The sequence below is a fragment of the Nocardiopsis sp. CNZ308 genome (genome assembly GCF_004217075.1).
Window position 1 is genome coordinate 4701032 of sequence record NZ_SHKJ01000001.1, and the last position, 19704, is coordinate 4720735.

The 19704-nt window shown below is 72.6% G+C and carries 13 protein-coding genes; 3 read left to right on the top strand and 10 right to left on the bottom strand.

All coding sequences use genetic code 11. The features are described from left to right. Window positions 1–13: 13 nt before the first annotated feature. From EV372_RS20295 to EV372_RS20305, 3 genes are all read left to right on the top strand, one after another. On the top strand, window positions 14–1027 hold the full coding sequence (locus EV372_RS20295; protein ID WP_130397285.1) for a LysR substrate-binding domain-containing protein: 1014 nt from the start codon (window positions 14–16) through the stop codon (window positions 1025–1027). A gap of 615 nt (window positions 1028–1642) precedes the next feature. After that, window positions 1643–2209, top strand: coding sequence for a type I-E CRISPR-associated protein Cas6/Cse3/CasE (locus EV372_RS20300; protein WP_130397286.1), 567 nt, complete (start codon window positions 1643–1645; stop codon window positions 2207–2209). Window positions 2210–2709: 500 nt separating this feature from the next. Then, on the top strand, window positions 2710–3558 hold the full coding sequence (locus EV372_RS20305) for a SigB/SigF/SigG family RNA polymerase sigma factor (RefSeq protein WP_130397287.1): 849 nt from the start codon (window positions 2710–2712) through the stop codon (window positions 3556–3558). Between the two features lie 126 nt (window positions 3559–3684). On the opposite strand, the gene EV372_RS20310 is transcribed toward EV372_RS20305, so the two are convergent. The 10 genes from EV372_RS20310 to eccD all read right to left on the bottom strand — a co-directional run bounded on the left by EV372_RS20310 (window position 3685) and on the right by eccD (window position 19638). Continuing rightward, a complete protein-coding gene (locus EV372_RS20310) occupies window positions 3685–6993 on the bottom strand; it encodes a right-handed parallel beta-helix repeat-containing protein (RefSeq protein ID WP_130397288.1) in 3309 nt (1102 codons plus the stop codon). Window positions 6994–7059: 66 nt separating this feature from the next. After that, entirely contained in the window at window positions 7060–8754 is a 1695-nt protein-coding gene (locus tag EV372_RS20315) for a hypothetical protein (RefSeq protein WP_130397289.1), read from the bottom strand. A 72-nt stretch (window positions 8755–8826) separates the two neighbouring features. Further along, entirely contained in the window at window positions 8827–9177 is a 351-nt protein-coding gene (locus EV372_RS20320; RefSeq protein ID WP_130397290.1) for a hypothetical protein, read from the bottom strand. A 47-nt stretch (window positions 9178–9224) separates the two neighbouring features. After that, window positions 9225–9563, bottom strand: a complete 339-nt coding sequence (locus tag EV372_RS20325; protein ID WP_130399016.1) for a YbaB/EbfC family nucleoid-associated protein — start codon at window positions 9561–9563, stop codon at window positions 9225–9227. Continuing rightward, window positions 9463–12930: a hypothetical protein gene (locus tag EV372_RS20330; protein WP_130397291.1), complete on the bottom strand. Its 3468-nt coding sequence runs from the start codon at window positions 12928–12930 to the stop codon at window positions 9463–9465. Before EV372_RS20330 ends, EV372_RS20325 begins: the two co-directional genes overlap by 101 nt. Window positions 12931–12962: 32 nt before the next feature. After that, entirely contained in the window at window positions 12963–15929 is a 2967-nt protein-coding gene (locus tag EV372_RS20335) for an AAA family ATPase (protein ID WP_197044285.1), read from the bottom strand. Between the two features lie 140 nt (window positions 15930–16069). Then, window positions 16070–16372: a WXG100 family type VII secretion target gene (locus tag EV372_RS20340; RefSeq protein ID WP_013152252.1), complete on the bottom strand. Its 303-nt coding sequence runs from the start codon at window positions 16370–16372 to the stop codon at window positions 16070–16072. Window positions 16373–16423: 51 nt separating this feature from the next. Beyond that, window positions 16424–16750 carry a hypothetical protein gene (locus EV372_RS20345; protein ID WP_130397292.1) on the bottom strand — a complete coding sequence of 109 codons (327 nt, stop codon included), beginning with the start codon at window positions 16748–16750 and terminating at the stop codon, window positions 16424–16426. Between the two features lie 22 nt (window positions 16751–16772). Continuing rightward, window positions 16773–18218, bottom strand: coding sequence for a type VII secretion protein EccB (gene eccB, locus EV372_RS20350; RefSeq protein WP_130397293.1), 1446 nt, complete (start codon window positions 18216–18218; stop codon window positions 16773–16775). A gap of 1 nt (window position 18219) precedes the next feature. Then, window positions 18220–19638, bottom strand: a complete 1419-nt coding sequence (gene eccD, locus EV372_RS20355) for a type VII secretion integral membrane protein EccD (protein WP_130397294.1) — start codon at window positions 19636–19638, stop codon at window positions 18220–18222. Between the last annotated feature and the right edge of the window lie 66 nt (window positions 19639–19704).

A 19704-nucleotide genomic window follows, 5' to 3' on the forward strand; every position in this document is an offset into this window, starting at 1 on the left:
GAGGGGACAGCCAGTGGACATCGCCCAGTTGCGGGACTTCATCGCGGTCGTCGACAGCGGGAGCTTCACCCGCGCCGCCTCGGTGCTGTTCGTCTCGCAGCCGGCGGTCAGCCAGCGGATGAAGCAGCTGGAGAGCGAACTGGGCGTGCGGCTCGTGCAGCGCGGCCCCCGCGGGGTGGTGCCCACACCGGCGGGGCGGACCCTGTACCGGGACGCCCAGCAGCTCATCCGCCGGTTCGACCAGATCGCCGAGGACGTGGCCAAGGAACCCCGGGCCATCCGCGGACCGGTGGCCGTCGGACTGCCCACCGCGGCCGCCGTCCACCTCGCTCCGGCGCTGTTCTCCTGGACGAAACGGCACTACCCGGGCGTCCGCCTGCGGCTGTTCGAGTCGGTGAGCGGATACATCCAGGAGCTGCTCACGGTCGGGCGGATGGACCTGGCCGTCCTCTACCGCGACGACGCGGCGCCCCGACCGGCCGAGACGCCGCTGTACTCCGAGGAGCTGTACCTGGTCGGGCGCTCGGACGCCGAGGAGCCGCCCCGGGACGACCGGGCAGCCGGGGCCGCAGGGACGGGCGCGACCGCCGCCGCGGCGTACGGGGACATCAGCCTGGCCGACATGCTCCGGGTGCCGCTGGTCGCCCCCGGATCGCGCAGCAACCTGCGCGTGCTCATCGACCGGGTCTTCGCCGAACACGGCGCGGTGCCCACGATCGCCGCCGACGTGGAGTCCCTGGGCACGATGGTGCGCATCGCCGAGAGCGGCGAGGCCTGCGCCCTGCTCCCGCTGTCCAGCGTCGAGGCGCTGCGCGGCACCCCCGACCTCATGGTGCGGCGGGTCGTGGACCCCGTGATCGAACGCCACATCGCGGTGTGCGCCGGTTCGGACTACTACGAGCCGCGGGACGCCGTGTCCGTCGTCCGGCACGGCATCGTGCAGGTGACGACCCGGCTCGCCGAGCGGGGGGCCTGGCCGGGGATCCGCCTGGCGGCCCGGACCGAACCGCGCGCAGACCGGCCCTGACCGGGGCGTGCGGGCCGCCGGTCCGCCCCGGTCAGGACGCCGTCCACCGGCGTCATCGCCGCGTTCGGCGGTCCGTGCCGGTGCTCTCCGGCGTCCGCCCGTCCCCGGGGCCGCGGGCCACCCGTGTGCCGCGGTCCCGGGCCGCCGTCACTCCACGCGGGAGAGGGCGTCGCAGAGCAGGTCCACGGCCGCCTGGGTGCGGTCCGTCTCGTCGAGGGCCTCCTCGGCCCCGGAGCCCGCGGGCAGCACCTCAGCCGCAGCCGATCCAGGCGAGGGTCCGGCCGACGGAGCCCTTTTCGGCCGGAGGCCGCTGGACGGGCGTCTGACCGGGGAGGGGGTGGCCCTGCCGCTGCCCGGGGGGAGGCTGGTGGCCGGGGGGAGGCGCCTGACGGGGCTGCCGGGGAGGGTGGGGGCCCCGGGGAGGCGGGGCGCCGTGTTCGTGCATGGTGCGTACTCTAGCCATGCCCGACGACGGTGCCGTGGGGCCGTCCGACCCGGGGTCCGGTGCCTCGTACAGTGGGAACTCCGTTCCGGGCGGAGGCGATCCTCGACGGCCCGCGACCGAACACGAACACCGACCCCCGCCCCGGCGGGGACGCCCCGGAGGGGAACTCCTTGTACCTGTCCCGCATCAACCTCGACCCCAAGCGCAGCGCCCGGATGGACCAGTGGGCGGTCATGGGGCAGGCCGTGCGCAGAGCGGTCGATCCCGACCCCGAGTCCGACGCCCGCGTGCTGTGGGCGCGCACCTCGCCGAGCACGCTGGTGGTCAGCTCCGACACCGCCCCCGCCTGGGGCAAGGTCCCCGGCGCCACCTCCGCCGCCATCCACCCGATGCCGCGCTACTCCGAGGGCGAGACCGTCCGCTGGGAGCTCATCACGGCGCCCACCGCGCCGCGCGGAGCCGAATCCGCCGGTGAGGGGGCGCGCCCGCGCGGCAAGCGGGCCCCCCTTCCGGAGGAGGAGTTCGAGGGATGGCTGGACGGCAAGTTCGCGGGCGCGCTGGACGTCACCTCGGTGCGGTGGAAGCACGTGGGCGGCCGTCCCGCGCGGTACCACTTCACCGGCGAGGCCGTGGTGCGTGACAGCGAGGCGCTCCAGGAACTGTGCCTGGACGGTGTCGGCGCGGGCACGGCGACGGGGGCCGGGCTGCTCCTCGCCAGCCCGCTGACACCGAGGTAGCCCCGGGTCCCCGAGGCACCCCTCGCCCCCGGATTCCACCGGGCCCGGTGCCGGAGGCGGGCGCAGCGGACGCCTCGCGCACGTGTCGGTTCGCGTCCGGAGCCCGGAACCGTGCGACTGTGTATCCGACCGACGCGGGTCCCCCCGGCGGGGGAGCGGGTCGCGGTGCCTCGGGAGCACCGGGAGAGGGGGCACGGGACGAACGGGTGTCCCGTGTCGAAGTTGAGGAAATTATCGCTTTTTGCAAGATAATTGTCTTATTGTAAAACAATTTGCATTCGCGGCTTTTGCAGCCATACCTGAGGGAACCTAGTCTGTGCATCGCGGCTGTCCCGCCAGCCACAGGGCCACCGGCCCCGCGGGCCGCGCGCGGGATCGCGCCGCCGGTGTCCTGCCCAGGCAGGTACATGAGCACACAGGACAGAGCACCGGGGGGTTTCCTCTTGTCCACGTCTCTCACCGAAACACACACGTCAACGACCGTCACCGACCGACTGCCCGTGATCCCCAGGCCGCGCAGGCCGGTCGAGGGGGCCGTCCCCGAGGCCACGGAGACCGAAGATGTCCGGGAAATCGGGGAGGTCCGCCCCGAGGAGCTGATCTCCCAGCTGCGTGACCTCGCCGACGACGACCCCAGGGCCGACGAGCTGCGCGAGCGGGTGGTCGTGCTCTACCAGCCGTTGATCAACAAGATCGCGCGCCGCTACGGGGGGCGCGGCGAGCCGCTGGAGGACCTGAAGCAGACCGCGATGGTGGGGCTGGTCAAGGCCGTGCGCGGCTACGACCCGGCCCGCGGCAAGCCCTTCATCTCCTACCTGCTGCCCACGGTGACGGGGGAGATCAAGCGGCACTTTCGCGACCACACCTGGGCGGTGCGGGTGCCGCGCCGCCACCAGGAGAACCGGGTGAAGCTGCGCCGGGTGACGGGGGAGTTCCAGCAGCGGCACGCGCGCACGCCCACGATGGCGGAGCTGGCCCACGAGATGGGGCTGCCCGAGGCCGAGGTCAGCGAGCTGGCGCAGGTCTCGGAGTCCTACCGGTCGCTGTCGTTGGACGCGCCCGACTCCTCCGACTCCGAGGGGCAGGAGGGCACGCGCCTGGAGGACCACCTGGGCAGTGAGGACGCGGCGCTGGACCGGGTGGTGGAGCGCGAGTCGCTCAAGCCCGCGCTGGCGAGGCTGCCCGCACGCGAGCGGGAGATCCTGCGGCTGCGGTTCTTCGGGGACCACACCCAGTCCGAGATCGCGGACCGGTTGGGGTACTCCCAGATGCACGTGTCCCGGCTGCTGTCGGGGGTGCTGGAGCAGCTGCGCGAGGAGGTCGGCGGGCACGCGCCCGGCCACGGCTGAGTCCGTGCCCGGGCTCCCTCCCGGAGGACGGCCCCCATGGCGTCCTCCGGGAGGGAGCCCCCGGCCTTCCGTCCCGTCCCGGCACGGCGCCCGCCGGGCGCCCCGCCGCCCGCCCGGGCCGCGGGGTCAGCGGGCCGGGATGTCCTCGGGCAGCAGGGTGGTGAAGTCCTCCCGGGTGGCGTTCTGGACGCCGTTGACCAGGCGGCCCGCCTGCCGGGTGATCATCCGCTCCAGCACCTGGCGCGCGTAGCGGGCGTTGCCGAAGTTCACGTCGCGGACCACCCCCGAGAAGTGCTCGTGCAGGGCCGCCGTCGTCTGCTCACCGCAGGTGTACCCCGACCCCTTCGCCATCCGCTCGACGATGGTGACCAGCTCGTCGTCGCTGTAGTCGGGGAACTCCACCTGGTGGTTGAACCGCGAGGCCAGACCGGGGTTGGAGTCGAGGAAGCGCTGCATCTCGTTGGTGTACCCGGCGACGATGACCACCGCCTCGTCGCGGTGGTCCTCCATGAGCTTGACCAGGGTGTCGATGGCCTCCTGGCCGAAGTCGTTGCCCGCTCCGCGCGGCGCCAGCGAGTAGGCCTCGTCCACGAACAGCACGCCGCCCTTGGCCCGCTCGAACACCTCGGCGGTCAGCTGGGCGGTGTGCCCGACGTAGCGCCCGACCAGGTCCGACCGGGCCGCCTCCACCACGTGGTCGCTGCGCAGCACCCCCAGAGCGTGCAGGAGCTTGCCGTACAGACGGGCCACGGTCGTCTTGCCGGTACCGGGAGGACCGGCGAACACCAGGTGGTGGCTCATCGGCGCCACCTGGAGCCCCATGGCGCGCCGCTGCTGCGACATCAGCAGCAGGTTGGCCAGGTCGTTGACGGTCTCCTTGACGCTGGCCAGGCCCACCATGGCGTTGAGCTCCTCGCGCAGGGCCGCGATCCCGTCCGCCGTGCCGCCGAGCTGCTCCTCCTCGGCCGCCTCCCCGAGGTCCTCGGGCAGCAGGAGGGTGAGCGAGTCCGGGCTGTCGGGGATGGTCCCGCCCAGCCGGAACGCCTGGCGGTCGATCATCTCCTCGAACAGCTTGCGGGCCTCGCGGCCGTTGCCGAACGCCGGTCCCTTGGGCACCCGCTCGAAGTGGGCGAGCAGGGCCTCCTCGGTCTCCTCCGCCATCCGGTAGCTGTGGGAGACGCACATGTTGCGCACGATCTGCGTCAGCTCCTCCGGCGAGTAGTTGGTGAACTCGATGGTCCGGCTGAAGCGGGAGGCCAGGCCGGGGTTGGTGTCGAGGAAGCTCTGCATCTCCTCCGTGTACCCGGCGACGATCACCACGACCTCGTCGCGGTGGTCCTCCATGAGCTTGACCAGGGTGTCGATGGCCTCCCGGCCGAAGTCGGGGCCGCTGCCGCCGCCCTCGCTGCCGTTGGCCAGCGTGTAGGCCTCGTCCACGAACAGCACGCCGCCCTTGGCCCGCTCGAACACCTCGGTGGTCTTGATCGCCGTGCCGCCCACGTACTGCGAGACCAGGTCCGCGCGGGCCACCTCCACCACGTGCCCGTAGCGCAGCACGTCCAGTTCGGCGAGGATCTGCCCGTACAGCCGCGCCACGGTGGTCTTGCCCGTACCGGGCGCGCCGCCGAAGACCAGGTGGCGGCTCATGGGCGGCGTGGGCAGGCCCATCTCCGCCCGGCGCTGGGCCATCTGGTTGCGGGTGACGAGCGTCTTGACCTCGTGCTTGACCCCGGCCAGACCCACCAGCGCGTCCAGCTCCTTCATGGGGCCGACCTCCTCGGCCTCCTCGTCCCCCTCCCCGGAGGCGGGGACCTCCGGCATGGGGACGGGCGCGCCCGCCAGGTCGCCGAACGCGTCCGGGGCACCGTTGCCGCGGCTGAGCAGCTCCTCCGTGCGCATGCTCTGGCTGGCCACGGTCTGGCGCAGCCCGGAGCGGCCGTTCTCGCGCACCGAGCAGTCCTCCACCGCCACGTCCTCGGCGGAGTGCACGAGGATGCCGTCGGCGCCGTTGCCGAACACCTCGCACCGGCGCAGTGTGGCGCTCGCCTTGGCCGCCACCAGAACGCCGTTGCGGCGGCCGTTGTAGACCCGGGTGCGCAGGACCGTCGCCCTGCCCCCGGCCCGCACGGCGATGCCGTCGCCCGTGCACTCGGACACGTCGCAGTCGCGCACGTCGGCGGACGCGCCCGAGCCCACCGAGATCCCGGCGTCGCGGCTCCCGGAGATCTGCACGCCGGTCAGCAGGGGCGCACCGCCCTCCTCCACCGACACCGCGCTCTTGCCGGTGCGCTCCAGCGTCACGTCCTCCAGGCGTCCGCGCCCGCCCCTGCCGAACACCACGCCCTGGCTCCTGGTCCCGGTGATCGCGGTCGCGCGCAGGAACGGGGCGGCCTGCTCGACCACCACGCCGGGACCGGCGGTCTCGCTGACCAGTCCGCGGTCGAACTCCACGACGCTGTCGCCGCCCAGGCTCAGCCCCTGCCCGCCGCGCACGACCAGGCCGAGGAAGGTGGTGGAGGAGCGCTCCTCGGCGAGCACGGCGTTACCGCCCGACTCCTCCACCTCGCACTCGGTGAAGGTTCCGCGCGCCCGGCCGGACAGGTGGATGGCCACTCCCTTGGCGCGCGCCACGCGCACCCGCGCCACCTGCGGGTCCGCCCCGTTGTGCACGACGACGCCGCGTCCGCCCACGTCCTCGAACACGCAGTCCTCGACCATCGGGCGCGACCTGCTGGACACCACCAGCCCGTCGCCCTCGACGTCGTGCACGCGCGCGCCCAGCAGAGAGGTGGCCGACCCCTCCTCCAGCGCCACCGCGGGCTTCTTGGTCCCCGAGATCTCGCAGTCGCGGATCGTGCCCCCGGACTGCCCGCTGGCGAACACCCCGTTCCCCCCGGCGTCGCGCAGCACGCAGGAGCGGACCGTGGGGCGGGCCTGCTCACCGATGACCACGGCGCTGGTGTCGACATCCTCGACCACACAGTCCTCGATGACGCTCGGCCCCGAGGAGGTGATCACCACGCCCGCCCCCGCCGAGCAGGTGACGCGGCTGTCGCGCATGGCGAGCGCGCCCTCGCCGCGCACCGACACCGCGGTCCACGAGGCGCCCTCCACCTCGCAGTCGGCCATCTCCAGCTGTCCGAGGGGGATGTCCACCGCCGGGTAGTCGGCGTGGCGGCCGCGCAGGACCAGCCCCGACAGCTTGACCGCCTCGGCGCCCGAGACCACGGCGCAGCCGTTGGCGGTGGTGATCTCCACGCTGCCCAGGCCGTCGCGGGCCATCAGGGTGACCACGTCGCGCAGGACGAGGCTCTCCTCGTAGCGGCCGGGGGCGATGGTGATGAGGGCGCCGCTGTCAGCGGCCTCGACCGCCTCGGTGATCGTCGCGTGCCCGTCCTGAGCGTCGGCGTCGACGGTGAGGAGCTGCCTGGTCATCGGTGTCTTCCTAAGTCGGGGGAGGGCGGTGGCGGGGCGGCCGGAGCCGCCCCGCCGGGGGTGGGGTCAGGAGCAGGACGCGCGCACCGCCGAGGCGGCCACGTGCGAGCTGGCGTGCTCCTGGTCCGCGAGGGCGTCGGTCCCCGCGTTGGTGAGCTGGACGGTGAACTCCTCCGTGGGGGAGGTGAACCCGGTCACCTGGACCCAGCCGCCCCGGATCCCCGCCTGGTCGATCCCGAAGACCGCCACGGGAGACCCCTCGGCCGCGGGACCGGAGAAGAGCTGGTACTTCGCCTCCCCGGGGGAGATCCACAGCGGGCTCTCGTCGTCGGGCACGTGGACGTAGAGCTCGCACGCGACCCCCGCCTCCCCGGGGGTGAAGGTCCAGGTGGCGTACTGCCCGTTGCCCTGTTCCGGGTCGCCCGAGACGGGAAGGGCCTCGTAGCCGCCGTCACAGCCCTCCTGAGCGTACCCGCCGGTCCGTGTGGCCCAACTGGCGGTGCCCTCCGCGCTGTCCCAGCGCCCCTCGTTGGTGTAGGAGGCGCCGGGGGAGGCCTGGCAGCCCGGCCCCGCGACGGCGAGGAAGGGTTCGGGCTCCGAGGCCCCCGTCAGCGCGCCCGAGTCCGCCAGGACCGAGCCCCCGCCCTCCGAGGCCGGAGCGTCGGCGGGCGCCGAGCCGCCGCCCGCGGTGTCGCCGTTCCCGGCGGCCCCGCTCTCACGGGCGGTGTCCCCGGTGCGGGCGGTGTCGGCGAGGGGGGCGTTCATCTCCTCCGCGGCGGTGCCGGTCCCGGTGTCCCCGGTGCCGGTGTCGCTGTTGCCGGAGCCCTCTCCGGCCGCGGCCCCTTCGGCCTCCCCCTCCCCGGAGGTCCCGGCGCCCTCGTCTCCCGCGGCCGCCGTGTCCTCCCCGGCCGTCTGGTCCGCGCCCTCCTCACCGGAGGAGGGACCTGCGGCCGTGTCACCGCCTGCGGCCGTGTCACCGCCTGCGGCCGTGTCACCGTCCCCGGCCGCGGCGCCCTCTGCCCCCGGCTCCCCGGCACTCTCGGCGCCGGGCCCCCCGGCGGCGGTCGCCTCGCCGGCGCCGCCCCCGGACTCCGGGGCACCGGCGGCCGCCGTGTCCGGGGCCTCCTGAGCGGCCGGGGCGGTCTCCACGGGGTTGTCCCCACCGGTGGCGGCGTTGCCCGGATCGGGCATCGACGGGGCCGAGGCCCCGTCTCCGCTCACCTCGGGGACGTAGCCGGTCTCCTGGGGCACGCCGCCCTGCTGGGCCGCGGGTGCGGCGCCCGTGTCCGCCGGCGCAGCGACGGCTCCGGACTCGCCGCCGGCCGAGGCGCCCGCCTCGGCGGTCCCCGAGGTCTGGCCGCCGGTGCCGTCCGCGCCGCCCGAGCCCGCGGCGAGCGGAGTCGTGTCCAGGGTGATCCCGGGAACCCCCGCCGTCATGGCGAAGGGGGCGGCGACCAGCAGCAGGCCCGCGATGGCGGCACCCGCCAGGACGGGCTTGCCCGGGCGGTCCAGGGCCACCTCCGGGGCCTGGGGGGCGGCGGGCTCGTGCAGGGCGCCGGTGATCCGGGGGCCGGGCACGGCCTCGGCCACCCCTGCCCCCTCGGCCGCTGCGGACGGGGGAACGGCCCCGACGCGCGCCGCGGAGCCCACGGAACCGTCGGAGACCGTGCCGTCGGCTCCTCCGCCGAGCGCGGACCGGAAGTCGGGCGCCGGTGCGGGACGGCCCTCGGCCTCACCGCGAGCCTGCGCGCTCTCAGACATCGGAACTCCTTCTCGGGGGGCCCGTGCGGCCGCGGGAGCGGCCGCACGGGGAGGTGGGGGTGGGGTCGGGGGTCACCGGCGTCCTCCGGGCCCGTCCGGGCCGTCCACGTCCGGGACGGTGTTGATGTTGTTCTCCTCAGCGCGGCCGAACTTCTCCTTGGTGCCGCCGAGGATGGCGCTGGTGTCCTCCGCCGCGATGACCAGGAACCCCAGGTACTCGTCGATGGAGGTCTTGAGCACGCCCAGGGACTTGTCCATGTCGTCGGCGAACTTGTCCCCCGTGCCCCAGAGGGGGCCCAGGGCCTCCAGTTCGCTGCTCAGCCACTGCTGGAGTTCACGGGCGTACTCGGCCGCGTCGTTGACGCTCCAGCTGTTCCTGTCGATGCCGTCGAGGTCGGCGAAGAAGTCGCCGCCGGTCGTCATGTCCGTCTCCTCTCGTGGTCCTCAGCCGCGGGTGCGGCGCGGGGCGCCTAGTGCCGCGGGTTCTCGGAGGGGATGCCCAGCCGGTCGAGCAGCTTGAGCGGATCGAGGTCGCCGCTCATGACCTCCTCCGCGCTCGTCACGTCCGGCATGAAGGGGCTGTAGGCCTTCGAGACGCGCTCGGCCATCTGGCTCCGCGCCTTGTTGACCACCTCGGTGATGGCGGCGGCCAGCTCGGTGGGGGCCATGTCCCGGTAGGCCTGCGTGTGGAACTTCAGCTCGACCAGCTCACCCGTCGCGTTCACCTTCGCGCCCACGAGCCTGTTCTTGGCCACGACCTCTTCGGTTGCCGCCTCCAGGTTTGCGCTTGCGTCCGCCAGCAGGCCCATCGTCTTGTGAAGCTGTGCCAGTTCCTCTTCCATCTGGCGTTGCATCTGCGAACTCATGCCGGGTGGCTCCCTTCTTGCTCTGACCGGGTACGGGGCGTCCCAGTGCGGATCTCTGCGCGTCGGCCGTGGTGCCCCAGACCTTCTCGTCCTCGGAGAGCCACGTGGAGCGCTGGCGGTCGCGGTTGTTGTCGCCGCCGCCACCGCCCATACCGCCGCCCATACCGCCCATCATGGGGGGCATCATCGGCATGCCGCCCATGCCTCCCATGCCCCCGGCTCCGGCACCCGCGCCGCCGGTGCCCGCGCCGGGCTGGCCGCCCAGCCCTCCCACACCGCCGAGCCCGCCGGCGGTGCCGGGGGAGCCCGGCCCGCCGGAGGCCCCCTGGGGGCCTCCCGGCTGGTACTGGGTGCCGTCGGGGTTGGCGAACAGCGAGGAGCGGTCGGAGCTGTCGGGAGCGCCGGGGCCGTCACCGGAGTAGGGGCTGGGGCTGAGACCGCCGTAGTTGAGGCCGATGGCGTCGGGTGCCAGCGGCGGCGGCAGGACGTCCGGGGGTTCCTGCCCCGGGCCCGTGTAGTTGCTCGTGATCGGCTCCCCGGTCTCGGGGTTGATCGGGTAGGGCCGACCGGTCATGGGGTCGATGACGTAGGGCTCGCCGGTGATCGGGTTGATCGGTACGTCGCCGCCCGTCCCCGGGCCGTTGAGGCCCAGGTCCTCCGGCAGCGGCGGCGGCCGCAGCCCGTAGTCGTAGTCGTTGGAGGTGCCGGGTCCGTTGAGGCCGAGGTCGGGCGGGGGAGCCGGTATCTCGTAGTCGTAGTCGGTGGGCAGCCCGGTGACCGGGTCGATACCGACCGGCTGCCCGGTGACGGGGTCGATGGGCAGGACCTGCCCGGTCTCGGGGTCGTAGTTGATGGGCAGTTCGGTGTCGGGGTTGTAGGGCAGTCCGGTTTCGGGGTCGACGGGGAAGGGTGCGCCGGTCTCGGGGTTGATCGGGAGCCCTGTGGCCGGGTCGAACTCCAGGGAGCTGCCCCTCTCCCCGATGGGGATCGGTTCGCCGGTGACGGGGTCGATGGGCAGGGCCTGCCCGGTCTGGGGGTCGTAGTTGATGGGCAGCCCGGTGACGGGGTCGATGGGCAGGGCCTGCCCGGTCTCGGGGTCGTAGTTGATGGGCAGCCCGGTGTCGGGGTTGTAGGGCAGTCCGGTCTCGGGGTCGACGGGGAAGGGTGCGCCGGTCTCGGGGTTGATCGGGAGCCCTGTGGCCGGGTCGAACTCCAGGGAGCTGCCCCTCTCCCCGATGGGGACCGGTTCGCCGGTGACGGGGTCGATGGGCAGGGCCCGCCCGGTCTCGGGGTCGTAGTTGATGGGCAGCCCGGTGTCGGGGTTGTAGGGCAGTCCGGTCTCGGGGTCGACGGGGAAGGGTGCGCCGGTCTCGGGGTTGATCGGGAGCCCCGTCGCCGGATCGCGTTCCAGGGAGCCGTTGTAGCCCCCGCGGCCGCTTCCCGGGCCGTTGAGGCCGAGGTTCGGCGGCGGGGGCGGCGGGACGAAGGGCCCGTTCAGGCCGGGGTCGTTCACGCCGCCGCTGCCACCGGTGCCGGGCCCGTTGAGGCCGAGGTCGTTGGGGGGTGGGGGCGGCACGAAGGAACCGTTGTTACCCCCCTGGCCGAAGCCGGGCCCGTTGAGGCCGAGGTCGTTGGGGGGTGGGGGCGGCACGAAGGAACCGTTGTTACCCCCCTGGTCCAAGCCGGGCCCGTTGAGGCCGAGGTCGTTGGGGGGTGGGGGCGGCACGAAGGAACCGTTGTCGCCCCCCTGGCCGAAGCCGGGCCCGTTGAGGCCGAGGTTCGGCGGCGGCGGGGGAGGGGTTCCGATGCCGTTCGGCCCCTGGGGACCGTTGTCGCCCCCCTGGCCGAAGCCGGGCCCGTTGAGACCCAGGTCCGGGGTGGGAGGTGGAGGGCCGCCCAGGCCCTCGGGGTTGCCCGTGCCGGGCCCGTTGAGCCCGAGGTTCGGCGGTGGCGGCGGAGGGTCCAGGTACTCGTTCCCGGGGCCCTGGCCACCGGTTCCGGGGCCGTTGTACGGGAGCTGCGGTGGCGGCGGGGGCGGTGGTGGCGGCGGGGGCGGACCGCCTCCCTCGTTGTCCCAGTCGCCGAAGGGGTTGTCGATCTTCCAATCATCGAAGGGGTTGTCGATCTCCCAGTCGCCGAAGGGGTTGTCCCAGTCGCCGAAGGGGTTCTCGCCGCCGGGTCCGTTGCCGCCGCCACCGGTCTCAGGGGTCGGCGGCGGGAGCGGAGCGGGGTCCACGATGACCGGTATGGTGGCGTGCGCCTGCGTGTAGGTGTGCGCCATGAGGTCGCGCACCTGGTTGGCGGCCTCGTAGACGCCCTCGTAGTGGTTGCGGAACCTCTGGTAGAGCACGTTGTTGATGTTGTCCTGGGTCGGCGGATCGCCGGGGATACCGGTTAGTTTGTCCCCGCCGGTCTCCTCCGGATAGGCGATCGTGACCTGGAACTGGTCCCGCTCCGGGTTGAACTCCTCCGTCCCCGCGGAGGTGTAGAAGTACCAGTCGTCGAGTACCTCCTGGACGCGCCCTCCCCTCGTGTTGAGGGCCTGCTCCACCGTGTAGGCGAGGACGGCGGTGGCGAACGTCAGAACCGTCTTGACCCGCTCCAGCTCCGCCTTGAACTCGGGGAGCTCCATGTGCACGGAGGTCATCCGGTACGCCATGTCCTGGAGGCGGTACTTGTACGCCGCGGCGGCCGAGCCCTGCATGGCTCCGTCGGGGACGTCGATCTCCTGCCACAGCTTGTTCAGACTGCCTCCCTCACCGTCGATGTAGGGAGTCAGCGTGTCGTAGAGCGTGCCCAGGCTGTCGATGGTCTTCTGCAACCGGGTGAGGTCCCAGTTCTCGGACGTCAGCTGGTTGTTCCCGTAGTCGGCCAGGTGCGCCAGGTTGCTCAGCTGCTGACGGAACCCGTCCTGTGGGGGAGGAGTGTCGTCTGTGTGCAGATCCTCCTTGCCGTCGCTGAGGGTCTTCTCCCCCCACAGGTGCTTCTGCATGGTGTAGCCGGCGTAGTCGATGCCGTAGGTCTCATAAGGGACGCTGCTGCCGCCGTACGTGGGCATGTACGCCGTGTAGTACTCCCTGTAACTCCACCAGCGGTCCATCTCGTGGCCGCCGTAGTTCCACGAGAAACCGGTGAAAGGATTGGTGGTCTCGTGGAAGTGGTAGCGCCCGTCCGCGACCCAGGGGTCCTTGGTGACCGTGTCGATGCTCTCCATCGGTTTGTAGTCGCCGTCGGTGCCGGCGAAGATGTTCATGAGCTCGTGCAGCGGCTTGTCCGGAAGGTCTTCGTACTCGATCTCTGGTTCTGGCATGGTCCCCTCCCTCTGTGGATCGCGTTTCTGGACTAGGCTTCGCTGCTGTCCTCGTCGCCGCCCTCGTCCTGGCCGTTACCGGAACCTCTTCCGGAGCCGCCGAAGCCGCCCGAACCACCCGAACCGCTCTGGCTCGAATAGATCAGGTTGTGGACTTCCTGGGCGGTGAGGTTCTGCTCGTCCTCGAGGTTGGCGAAGACGATGAGGTTCTCCGAGAGCCTGCGGTCGATCTCGATCAGTTCCTGGTTCAGGCCGTAGATGAAGTCGTAGATCCCGCTCATCGAACTGTCGATCTTGCTGGTGAGCCGCCCGGCCTCTTCGAGGATGCCGGGGTCTCCGAGCCTCTGGTAACCGCTTTCGGCCACCCCTTCGTACACGGAGAGTTCGGTGACCAGGATGTTGAGGTCCTTCTGGAGGGGCTCAACGATCTTCGAGCGGAAATCCCTGATCCGGTCGAGGTCGATCTTGGTGCCCTTGTCACCCGTGCCGGAGCCCGCACCCTCGTCACCGCCTCCGCTGTCCCCGGTGCCGGTGTCCTCGTCGTCGCTCTCTTCGTCGTCGCCGTCGTCGTCGTCCTCGTCGTCCTCGTCGTCGTCCTCGTCCTCGTCGTCCTCGTCCTCGTCGTCCTCGTCCTCGTCGTCCTCGTCGTCGTCGTCGTCGTCGCCGTCGTCGCCGTCGCCGTCGTCGTCCTCTTCGTCCCCGGCGGTGTCTTCCTCGTTTCCGGGTTCCTCTTCGTCGTCGCCCTCAGTGCCCTCTTCGTCCCCGGGTGCCTCTTCACCACCGCTCCCGGCACCGTCCTCGCCGCCCCCGGTCTCCTCGCCGCCCCCGGTCTCCTCGCCGCCCCCGGTCTCCTCACCGGAAGTTTCGGAGGTGTCCTCGACCACGGGCTTGAACGAGACGGCCGGTTCCACCGGTACCGGTTCCTCGTCGGGGACATCAGCCGTCGACGTCTCGCTCTGACCCGTCTCCAGGTGCTCGGGACCGCTGTCGTCCCCGGCGGTGTCTGAGTCGTCGTCTTCGGTGATGTGTTCGTCCCGGTGGGTCCCCGCCGCGACCGGGGGCGGGGTGGTGCCCGCGGGCACGCCCGGAGTCCCGCCGCTGCCCGGGTCGTTCGCTCCGGGGCGGTGACTCTCCACGTGCTCGGGGGAGTCCTGCTCCTCGTTCTGCCCAGGCCCGTCTTCGCCGGGGTGGTCGTGGTCGGAGGAGTTGTCCTGGCCGGGGTGGTCTCCGCCGGGTCGGTCGTGGTCGGAGGTGTCGTCCTGGCCGGGTCTGCCGGGCCCGTCACCGCCGGGGCGATCGTCTTCGGAGGAGTTGTCCTGGCCGGGGTGGTCTCCGCCGGGTCGGTCGTGGTTGGAGGTGTCGTCTTGGCCGGGGTGGTCTCCGCCGGGTCGGTCGTGGTCGGAGGAGTTGTCCTGGCCGGGTCTGCCGGGCCCGTCACCGCCGGGGCGATCGTCTTCGGAGGAGTTGTCCTGGCCGGGGTGGTCTCCGCCGGGTCGGTCGTGGTTGGAGGTGTCGTCTTGGCCGGGGTGGTCTCCGCCGGGTCGGTCGTGGTCGGAGGTGTCGTCTTGGCCGGGGTGGTCTCCGCCGGGGCGATCGTGGTCGGAGGAGTTGTCCTGGCCGGGCCCGTCACCGCCGGGTCGGTCGTGGTTGGAGGTGTCGTCTTGGCCGGGGTGGTCTCCGTCGGGTCGGTCGTGGTTGGAGGTGTCGTCTTGGCCGGGGTGGTCTCCGCCGGGTCGGTCGTGGTCGGAGGAGTTGTCCTGGCCGGGCCCGTCACCGCCGGGTCGGTCGTCCCCCTCGTCGCCGTTGCCCTCCTCGTCGCCGGAACCCTCCTCGCCGTCGAGGTCCTCGGACACGGTGATCAGACCGGTCTCGGGATCGATCTCCACGTCCCCACTGCCGGGGTCGAGGGAGACCTCACCCGTCTCGGGGTCCAGGGTGAGCTTGAGGTCGCCGATCTCGATCGTGGTCGGCAGGTTCTCCTCGCCGTCACCGGAACCGCCCGTCTCGATCCCGACGGTCCCCTCGACCGGGTCGATGGTCAGGCCCAGGCGTCCGGCCTCGACGGTGACCGGCGCCGCCTCGGGGTCGAGGGGCACGTTCCTGTCCCCGGGCTCGATGCTGATCGTGCCCTTGTCCGAGTCCAGGACGAACTTCAGCTCGCCCGCCTCGACGGTGGTGATCCCCGTCTCGGGGTCCAGGGTCACGACCGGGGCCCCGGGGATCTCCGAGCCGGTCTCGCCGAAGGCGGGGTCGTCGGCGTCGGCGGAGATGGGCTCCACACCGGAGACCACCTTCGTGTCCTCGGTGTCCACGGGGGTCAGCGGCTCCAGCAGCTCACCCCGCTCGATCTCCTCGCCCACCAGAGGCTCCGCCGCCTCCACGCGCTGGGCGGGTTCCGCGAGGATCGCCGGCTCCGCGGGGATCACCGGTTCCAGCGGCTGCATCGGTTCCATGCGCTGGAGCGGCTCCGCGACGAGCATGGGCTCCAGCGATACGGGCTCCGTGGTCTCGCCCTCGGGGACCGGCTCCGCGTTGGCGGGCACCCCGACGGACCTGACCGCCGGTTCGACCGGGAGCGCCGGTGTTCCCGGGGTCGCCGGTTCGAACCGGCTCTCCGTGTGGAGCTCCTGGCCGGAGACGTCCCCGGACTCGGGCGCGGACACCGTGACGACGCGGGCGACCTCCTGCTCGGCGAGCACGTGCGGGGAGGCGGTGTCACCGGACTGCTGCGTGCTGAACAGCATCACGCCGTCGTCGCCGACGCTCACCTCGGAGTCGCCCGGGTCGAGGACCGCCTCCCGGGTGGCGGTGTCCACCTCGACCGAGGAGCCGGCGTGCCGGAGCATGAGCAGGCCGCTGGTCAGGTCCACGCTGATCGGAGCGGACTCCGACCGGTTGTTGGAGCTCTGCTCCTGGAGGGTGGTGGCCTCCTCGGTCTCGGTCGGATCCGGCTCCTCCCCGGAGAGGGCAGCACGGAAGTCGAAGAGGGGGGACTCCACGTCAGGACCTCCTCACCGCCCGTAGGGCGGCAGTTCGTCTGGATTGTGTCGGGGGTGGCGGGGGATGGGATGAGGCGAGGCGGGGCGGGCGGCCGCGAGGGGAGTGGTGGGCCGCCCGCCCCGGGGGGAGGGGGAGAGGACTACAGCAGCGCCTGCCAGTTCATGGCCTCGCGACTGTCGGTGGAGGAGTACTCGTGGCTGATCTGCTTCAGGGCCATCTCGGCCTTGAGGAGCAGGGTGTTCATGTCGGCCACGTTGCTCTGCCAGGACCGGTACTTGTTCTGGTACTCCGTGAACATGGCACCCTCGAGCTGGCTCTGGAGGGACTGCATCGTCGTGTTGAGCTGCTCGAGCTGGTTCTCGACGTTCTTGGTCTGGGCGCGCAGTTCGTCGGTGGCCTCGTTGACGTAGGCGTAGGTGACGCTGAAACCGTTGATGCTCATGGTCTCGCCTTCCGGAAAGGGACGGGTGCGGGTGGAGGTGGCGGCCCGGACTCAGCCGGCCTGGTTCGGGTTGAGCTCGTTGATCCACCGCGAACCGGCGATGATGTTGGCGTCCTCCGTGCTGTGCATGGCCTGGACGGTGCCGCCGAAGGTGCCGATCATCCGGTTCATGTCGTTGGTGATGAGCCGCAGCTCCTCCAGCCAGGCGACGACCGCCTCGCTGTAGCTGTTGGAGGCCGCTCCCTGCCAGGAGGCGCGCAGCTTGTCACGCGTGGCGTCCACGCTGGTGTAGACCTCGTTGCACTTGGCGTGGGCCTCGCTCATCGCCTCCTGCGCAAGCCGTTCGCCATCGTCCGTAGTCTGTGTCATCTGCGACATGGGATCTCCTCTGTTGGTTCCATCAGGGGCATCCGGCGTCCTCGAGCATCGACGAGGGCGCCAGCGGGAGGGCGGCCGCCTCCGGGTCGAGCACCGGCCCGGAGGGCAGCAGCCGCAGCAGGGAGGTCGGGACCGGGACGGCCTGGGCCGTCTGGTAGCCGAGGGAGGTCAGAGCGGTCTCGTCGAGCACCGGGTACTTCGCCACGCTGTCGGTGACGAGGTAGTGGGTGGTGGCGGCGCCTCCGCCGCCCACGGGCTGGGCGGCGGCGAGCGAGCCCCGGCCGGAGGCGATGCCGACCAGGTCGGGGGTCGGGCACCCGGGGGCGATGCCGGGTCGCTCCTGCACGGGCCACGCCTCCACCCCGGCGGGGTCGTCCATGCTCACCGACAGAGAGCCGTCGGGGGCCAGCCGCAGGCACGGCACGCCCGCACCGGCGCCCACCAGCTCCGGCGGGGCGGCGGGGTGGCGCTCCTCGCGCGGCCCCTGGCCGTCGGAGAGCCGGGCGTGCGCCTCGCCCGCGGGCAGGGGCAGCGCCTCGGCGGGGGCGTCGGGGTAGGCGGCGCCCGAGACGTCCGGGTCGGCCAGCAGCAGCAGCGCGTGCGTCACGGAGAGCGGGACCAGTCCGTCCCGGGTGAGCAGGTAGTGCTGGTCCTCCTGCCCGGGGGTGGACACCGCGAACACCTGTCCCACGCGCCGGGGCTCGCCCGCCATCTCGCCCGCGTCCTCACCGGCGCCCGGGACCTCGGGCGCGGTCAGGTCCGGACCCGTGGGCACGGTGTTGAGGAAGGCCGAGGTGACGGGCGGGGCGTCACTCGTGCCGTAGCCGAGGGCCTGGACGGCGCCGCCCTCCTCGTCCAGGCGCAGGCGTGTGCCGTTCCACAGCAGGTGCGGGGCGCCGTCCGGTCCGGAGACCAGGACCGCCTGTTCGGCGGAGGGCGGGTTCGGGGCTGGGGCCGTGCCCACCACCAGGGCGGTGCGGCCCCGCTCGTCCTCCTCGCCCTCGGGCGGCAGCGCGCACACCCGCCAGACCGACTGCTCCAGTCCCTCGGTGGTCGGCAGGGCGTCGGGCGCGCCGGCGATACCGACGGGGCCGCCCACGGGCACGCCCTCCAGAGAGTCGGCCGAGACCAGGCTCACTGCGGCGTCGGCGCCCTGGACCAGGCGGGCGGAGGCGCCGTTGGCCACGGGGCGCAGCGTTCCGGCCGAGTACAGGTAGGAGGCGCCGGTGTCGCGGTCCACGATCAGCCGCCCCTCCTGGCGCCAGCTGGTGGCGCCCCCGGGGAAGATCAGGCCGAACACGAGGAAGCCGACGCACAGCACCGCGCCGATGGCGATGCCGATGTAGGTGCCGGTGCGGGTGCGGCGCATGGGGGCGTCGACCGCGTCGGGGTCGCCCTCCAGCATGGCCGTGCCCAGGCGGCCCACCGTGAAGTTGTGGGCCATCACCCTGTCGCGACGTGACTGCATGTCAGCCGCCGATTCCGCGCAGGAGCGAGAACACGCCGAAGATCGCCAGGACCAGGGGCACGATGGCCACCGTCAGCAGCGACTGGATGATCTCGGCGGCCCGGCCCCAGTGGGGCAGCGGCCGCGTGCCCGGCAGGTTCCACGACACCACCGCCAGGATCGCGGAGGCGGCGAACAGGCCCACCATGGCGAGGGTGCGGGGCAGGGGGTCGGCCGTCCACACCAGGACCAGGACCAGCGCGGTCAGCCCGATCCAGGGCGGCGCGACCACGAAGGACCGCTGCCATGCGCTGGCCAGGCCGCGCGACTGGAGCAGCATCACCAGCGACACGATGACGCACAGCGTGATCGGCACCCAGCCGGGGGAGGCGGCGAGCACGACCAGGCAGACCGTCAGGACGGCGCCGGTGGAGGCGTACAGGGCGGTCTGGAACCGGTCGGCCAGCGCGGCGCGGTCCAGGACCCCGCGCGCGGGGTAGGGGTCGATGCCCTCCTGGAGCTGGTCGGGGTTGGAGGGCAGCGGCGGCAGCTTCAGCCCGGAGAGGCGGAAGGCCAGCTGGGGGGCGAACGTGCCCAGCAGCAGTGCGATGAGCGCCGTCAGCGCCGCCACGGCCGGGACCGTGGCGCCGGGGATGAACATCAGGGCCAGCGCGCCCAGCGCGCCCAGCACCTCGGCGGTGAACAGGCCGGCGAAGAAGGGCACGGAGCCCGCCACGGCCGCCAGACCGAGCACGCTGGCTCCGGCGGCGGTCACCGCGCCGGTCAGGACCCGCGCTCCGGTCAGCGCGGTGCCGGGGTCGCCCGAGGGCACGGAGGCTCCGGCCACCGCCATGTACAGGGTGGCCGCCGCGGCCAGGCCGGTGGCGGCGGCCAGGTCGCCCATGGCGCGCGAGGCCGCCCAGGCCGACAGCAGCATGAGGATCGAGGAGCACGCGGCGGACACCGCGGTCAGCAGTCCGGGGCCGCCGCTGACCAGGACCGCCAGACCGGTGAAGAGCACGACCAGGCCCAGCGCCTGGAGCAGGACGCGGGTGGCCTCGGGGCGCCACCGGTCGGGGCGCTCGCCCATACCGGTCGCGACGCCGTCGGTCAGGTCGTCGAAGTGCACCGGCGGCAGCTGGTCGCGGCGGGGGCGCAGGTAGAGGGTCTCTCCGTGGCAGAGCCCGAGGGAGCGGAGGGTCTCGTCCTCCTCCAGGGGCTCGTCGCCCAGTTGTTGGAGGACCCAGCCGTCGTGCTCCAGTCCGCTCTCGTCCAGGTCCTCGCCGTTGTCACCCTCGGCGTAGAGCACCAGGGTGGGCAGGATCTCGGAGAGGGGGACCTCGGTGGGCGCTGCGATCTCGAAGGAGCGCGCGGGGGCGCGGATCAGCAGTCGGCACAGGTCCGGGGAGGCGACATCGTTCATCCGGTGGGGGCCCATCATGAGGCGGGTCGTGACAGGGGTGGAAGTGACGGTAACACTCCGGCGACCCATTTTGGAGGTGTGTTG

What these genes read in the sequence shown, in the direction of transcription:
- EV372_RS20310 (WP_130397288.1), bottom strand. Translation starts at nt 6,993, where the DNA reads ATGACCAGGCAGCTCCTCACCGTCGACGCCGACGCTCAGGACGGGCAC.
- eccD (WP_130397294.1), bottom strand. Translation starts at nt 19,638, where the DNA reads ATGATGGGCCCCCACCGGATGAACGATGTCGCCTCCCCGGACCTGTGC.
- EV372_RS20325 (WP_130399016.1), bottom strand. Translation starts at nt 9,563, where the DNA reads ATGGGCCTGCTGGCGGACGCAAGCGCAAACCTGGAGGCGGCAACCGAA.
- EV372_RS20340 (WP_013152252.1), bottom strand. Translation starts at nt 16,372, where the DNA reads ATGAGCATCAACGGTTTCAGCGTCACCTACGCCTACGTCAACGAGGCC.
- eccB (WP_130397293.1), bottom strand. Translation starts at nt 18,218, where the DNA reads ATGCAGTCACGTCGCGACAGGGTGATGGCCCACAACTTCACGGTGGGC.
- EV372_RS20320 (WP_130397290.1), bottom strand. Translation starts at nt 9,177, where the DNA reads ATGACGACCGGCGGCGACTTCTTCGCCGACCTCGACGGCATCGACAGG.
- EV372_RS20345 (WP_130397292.1), bottom strand. Translation starts at nt 16,750, where the DNA reads ATGTCGCAGATGACACAGACTACGGACGATGGCGAACGGCTTGCGCAG.
- EV372_RS20330 (WP_130397291.1), bottom strand. Translation starts at nt 12,930, where the DNA reads ATGCCAGAACCAGAGATCGAGTACGAAGACCTTCCGGACAAGCCGCTG.
- EV372_RS20315 (WP_130397289.1), bottom strand. Translation starts at nt 8,754, where the DNA reads ATGTCTGAGAGCGCGCAGGCTCGCGGTGAGGCCGAGGGCCGTCCCGCA.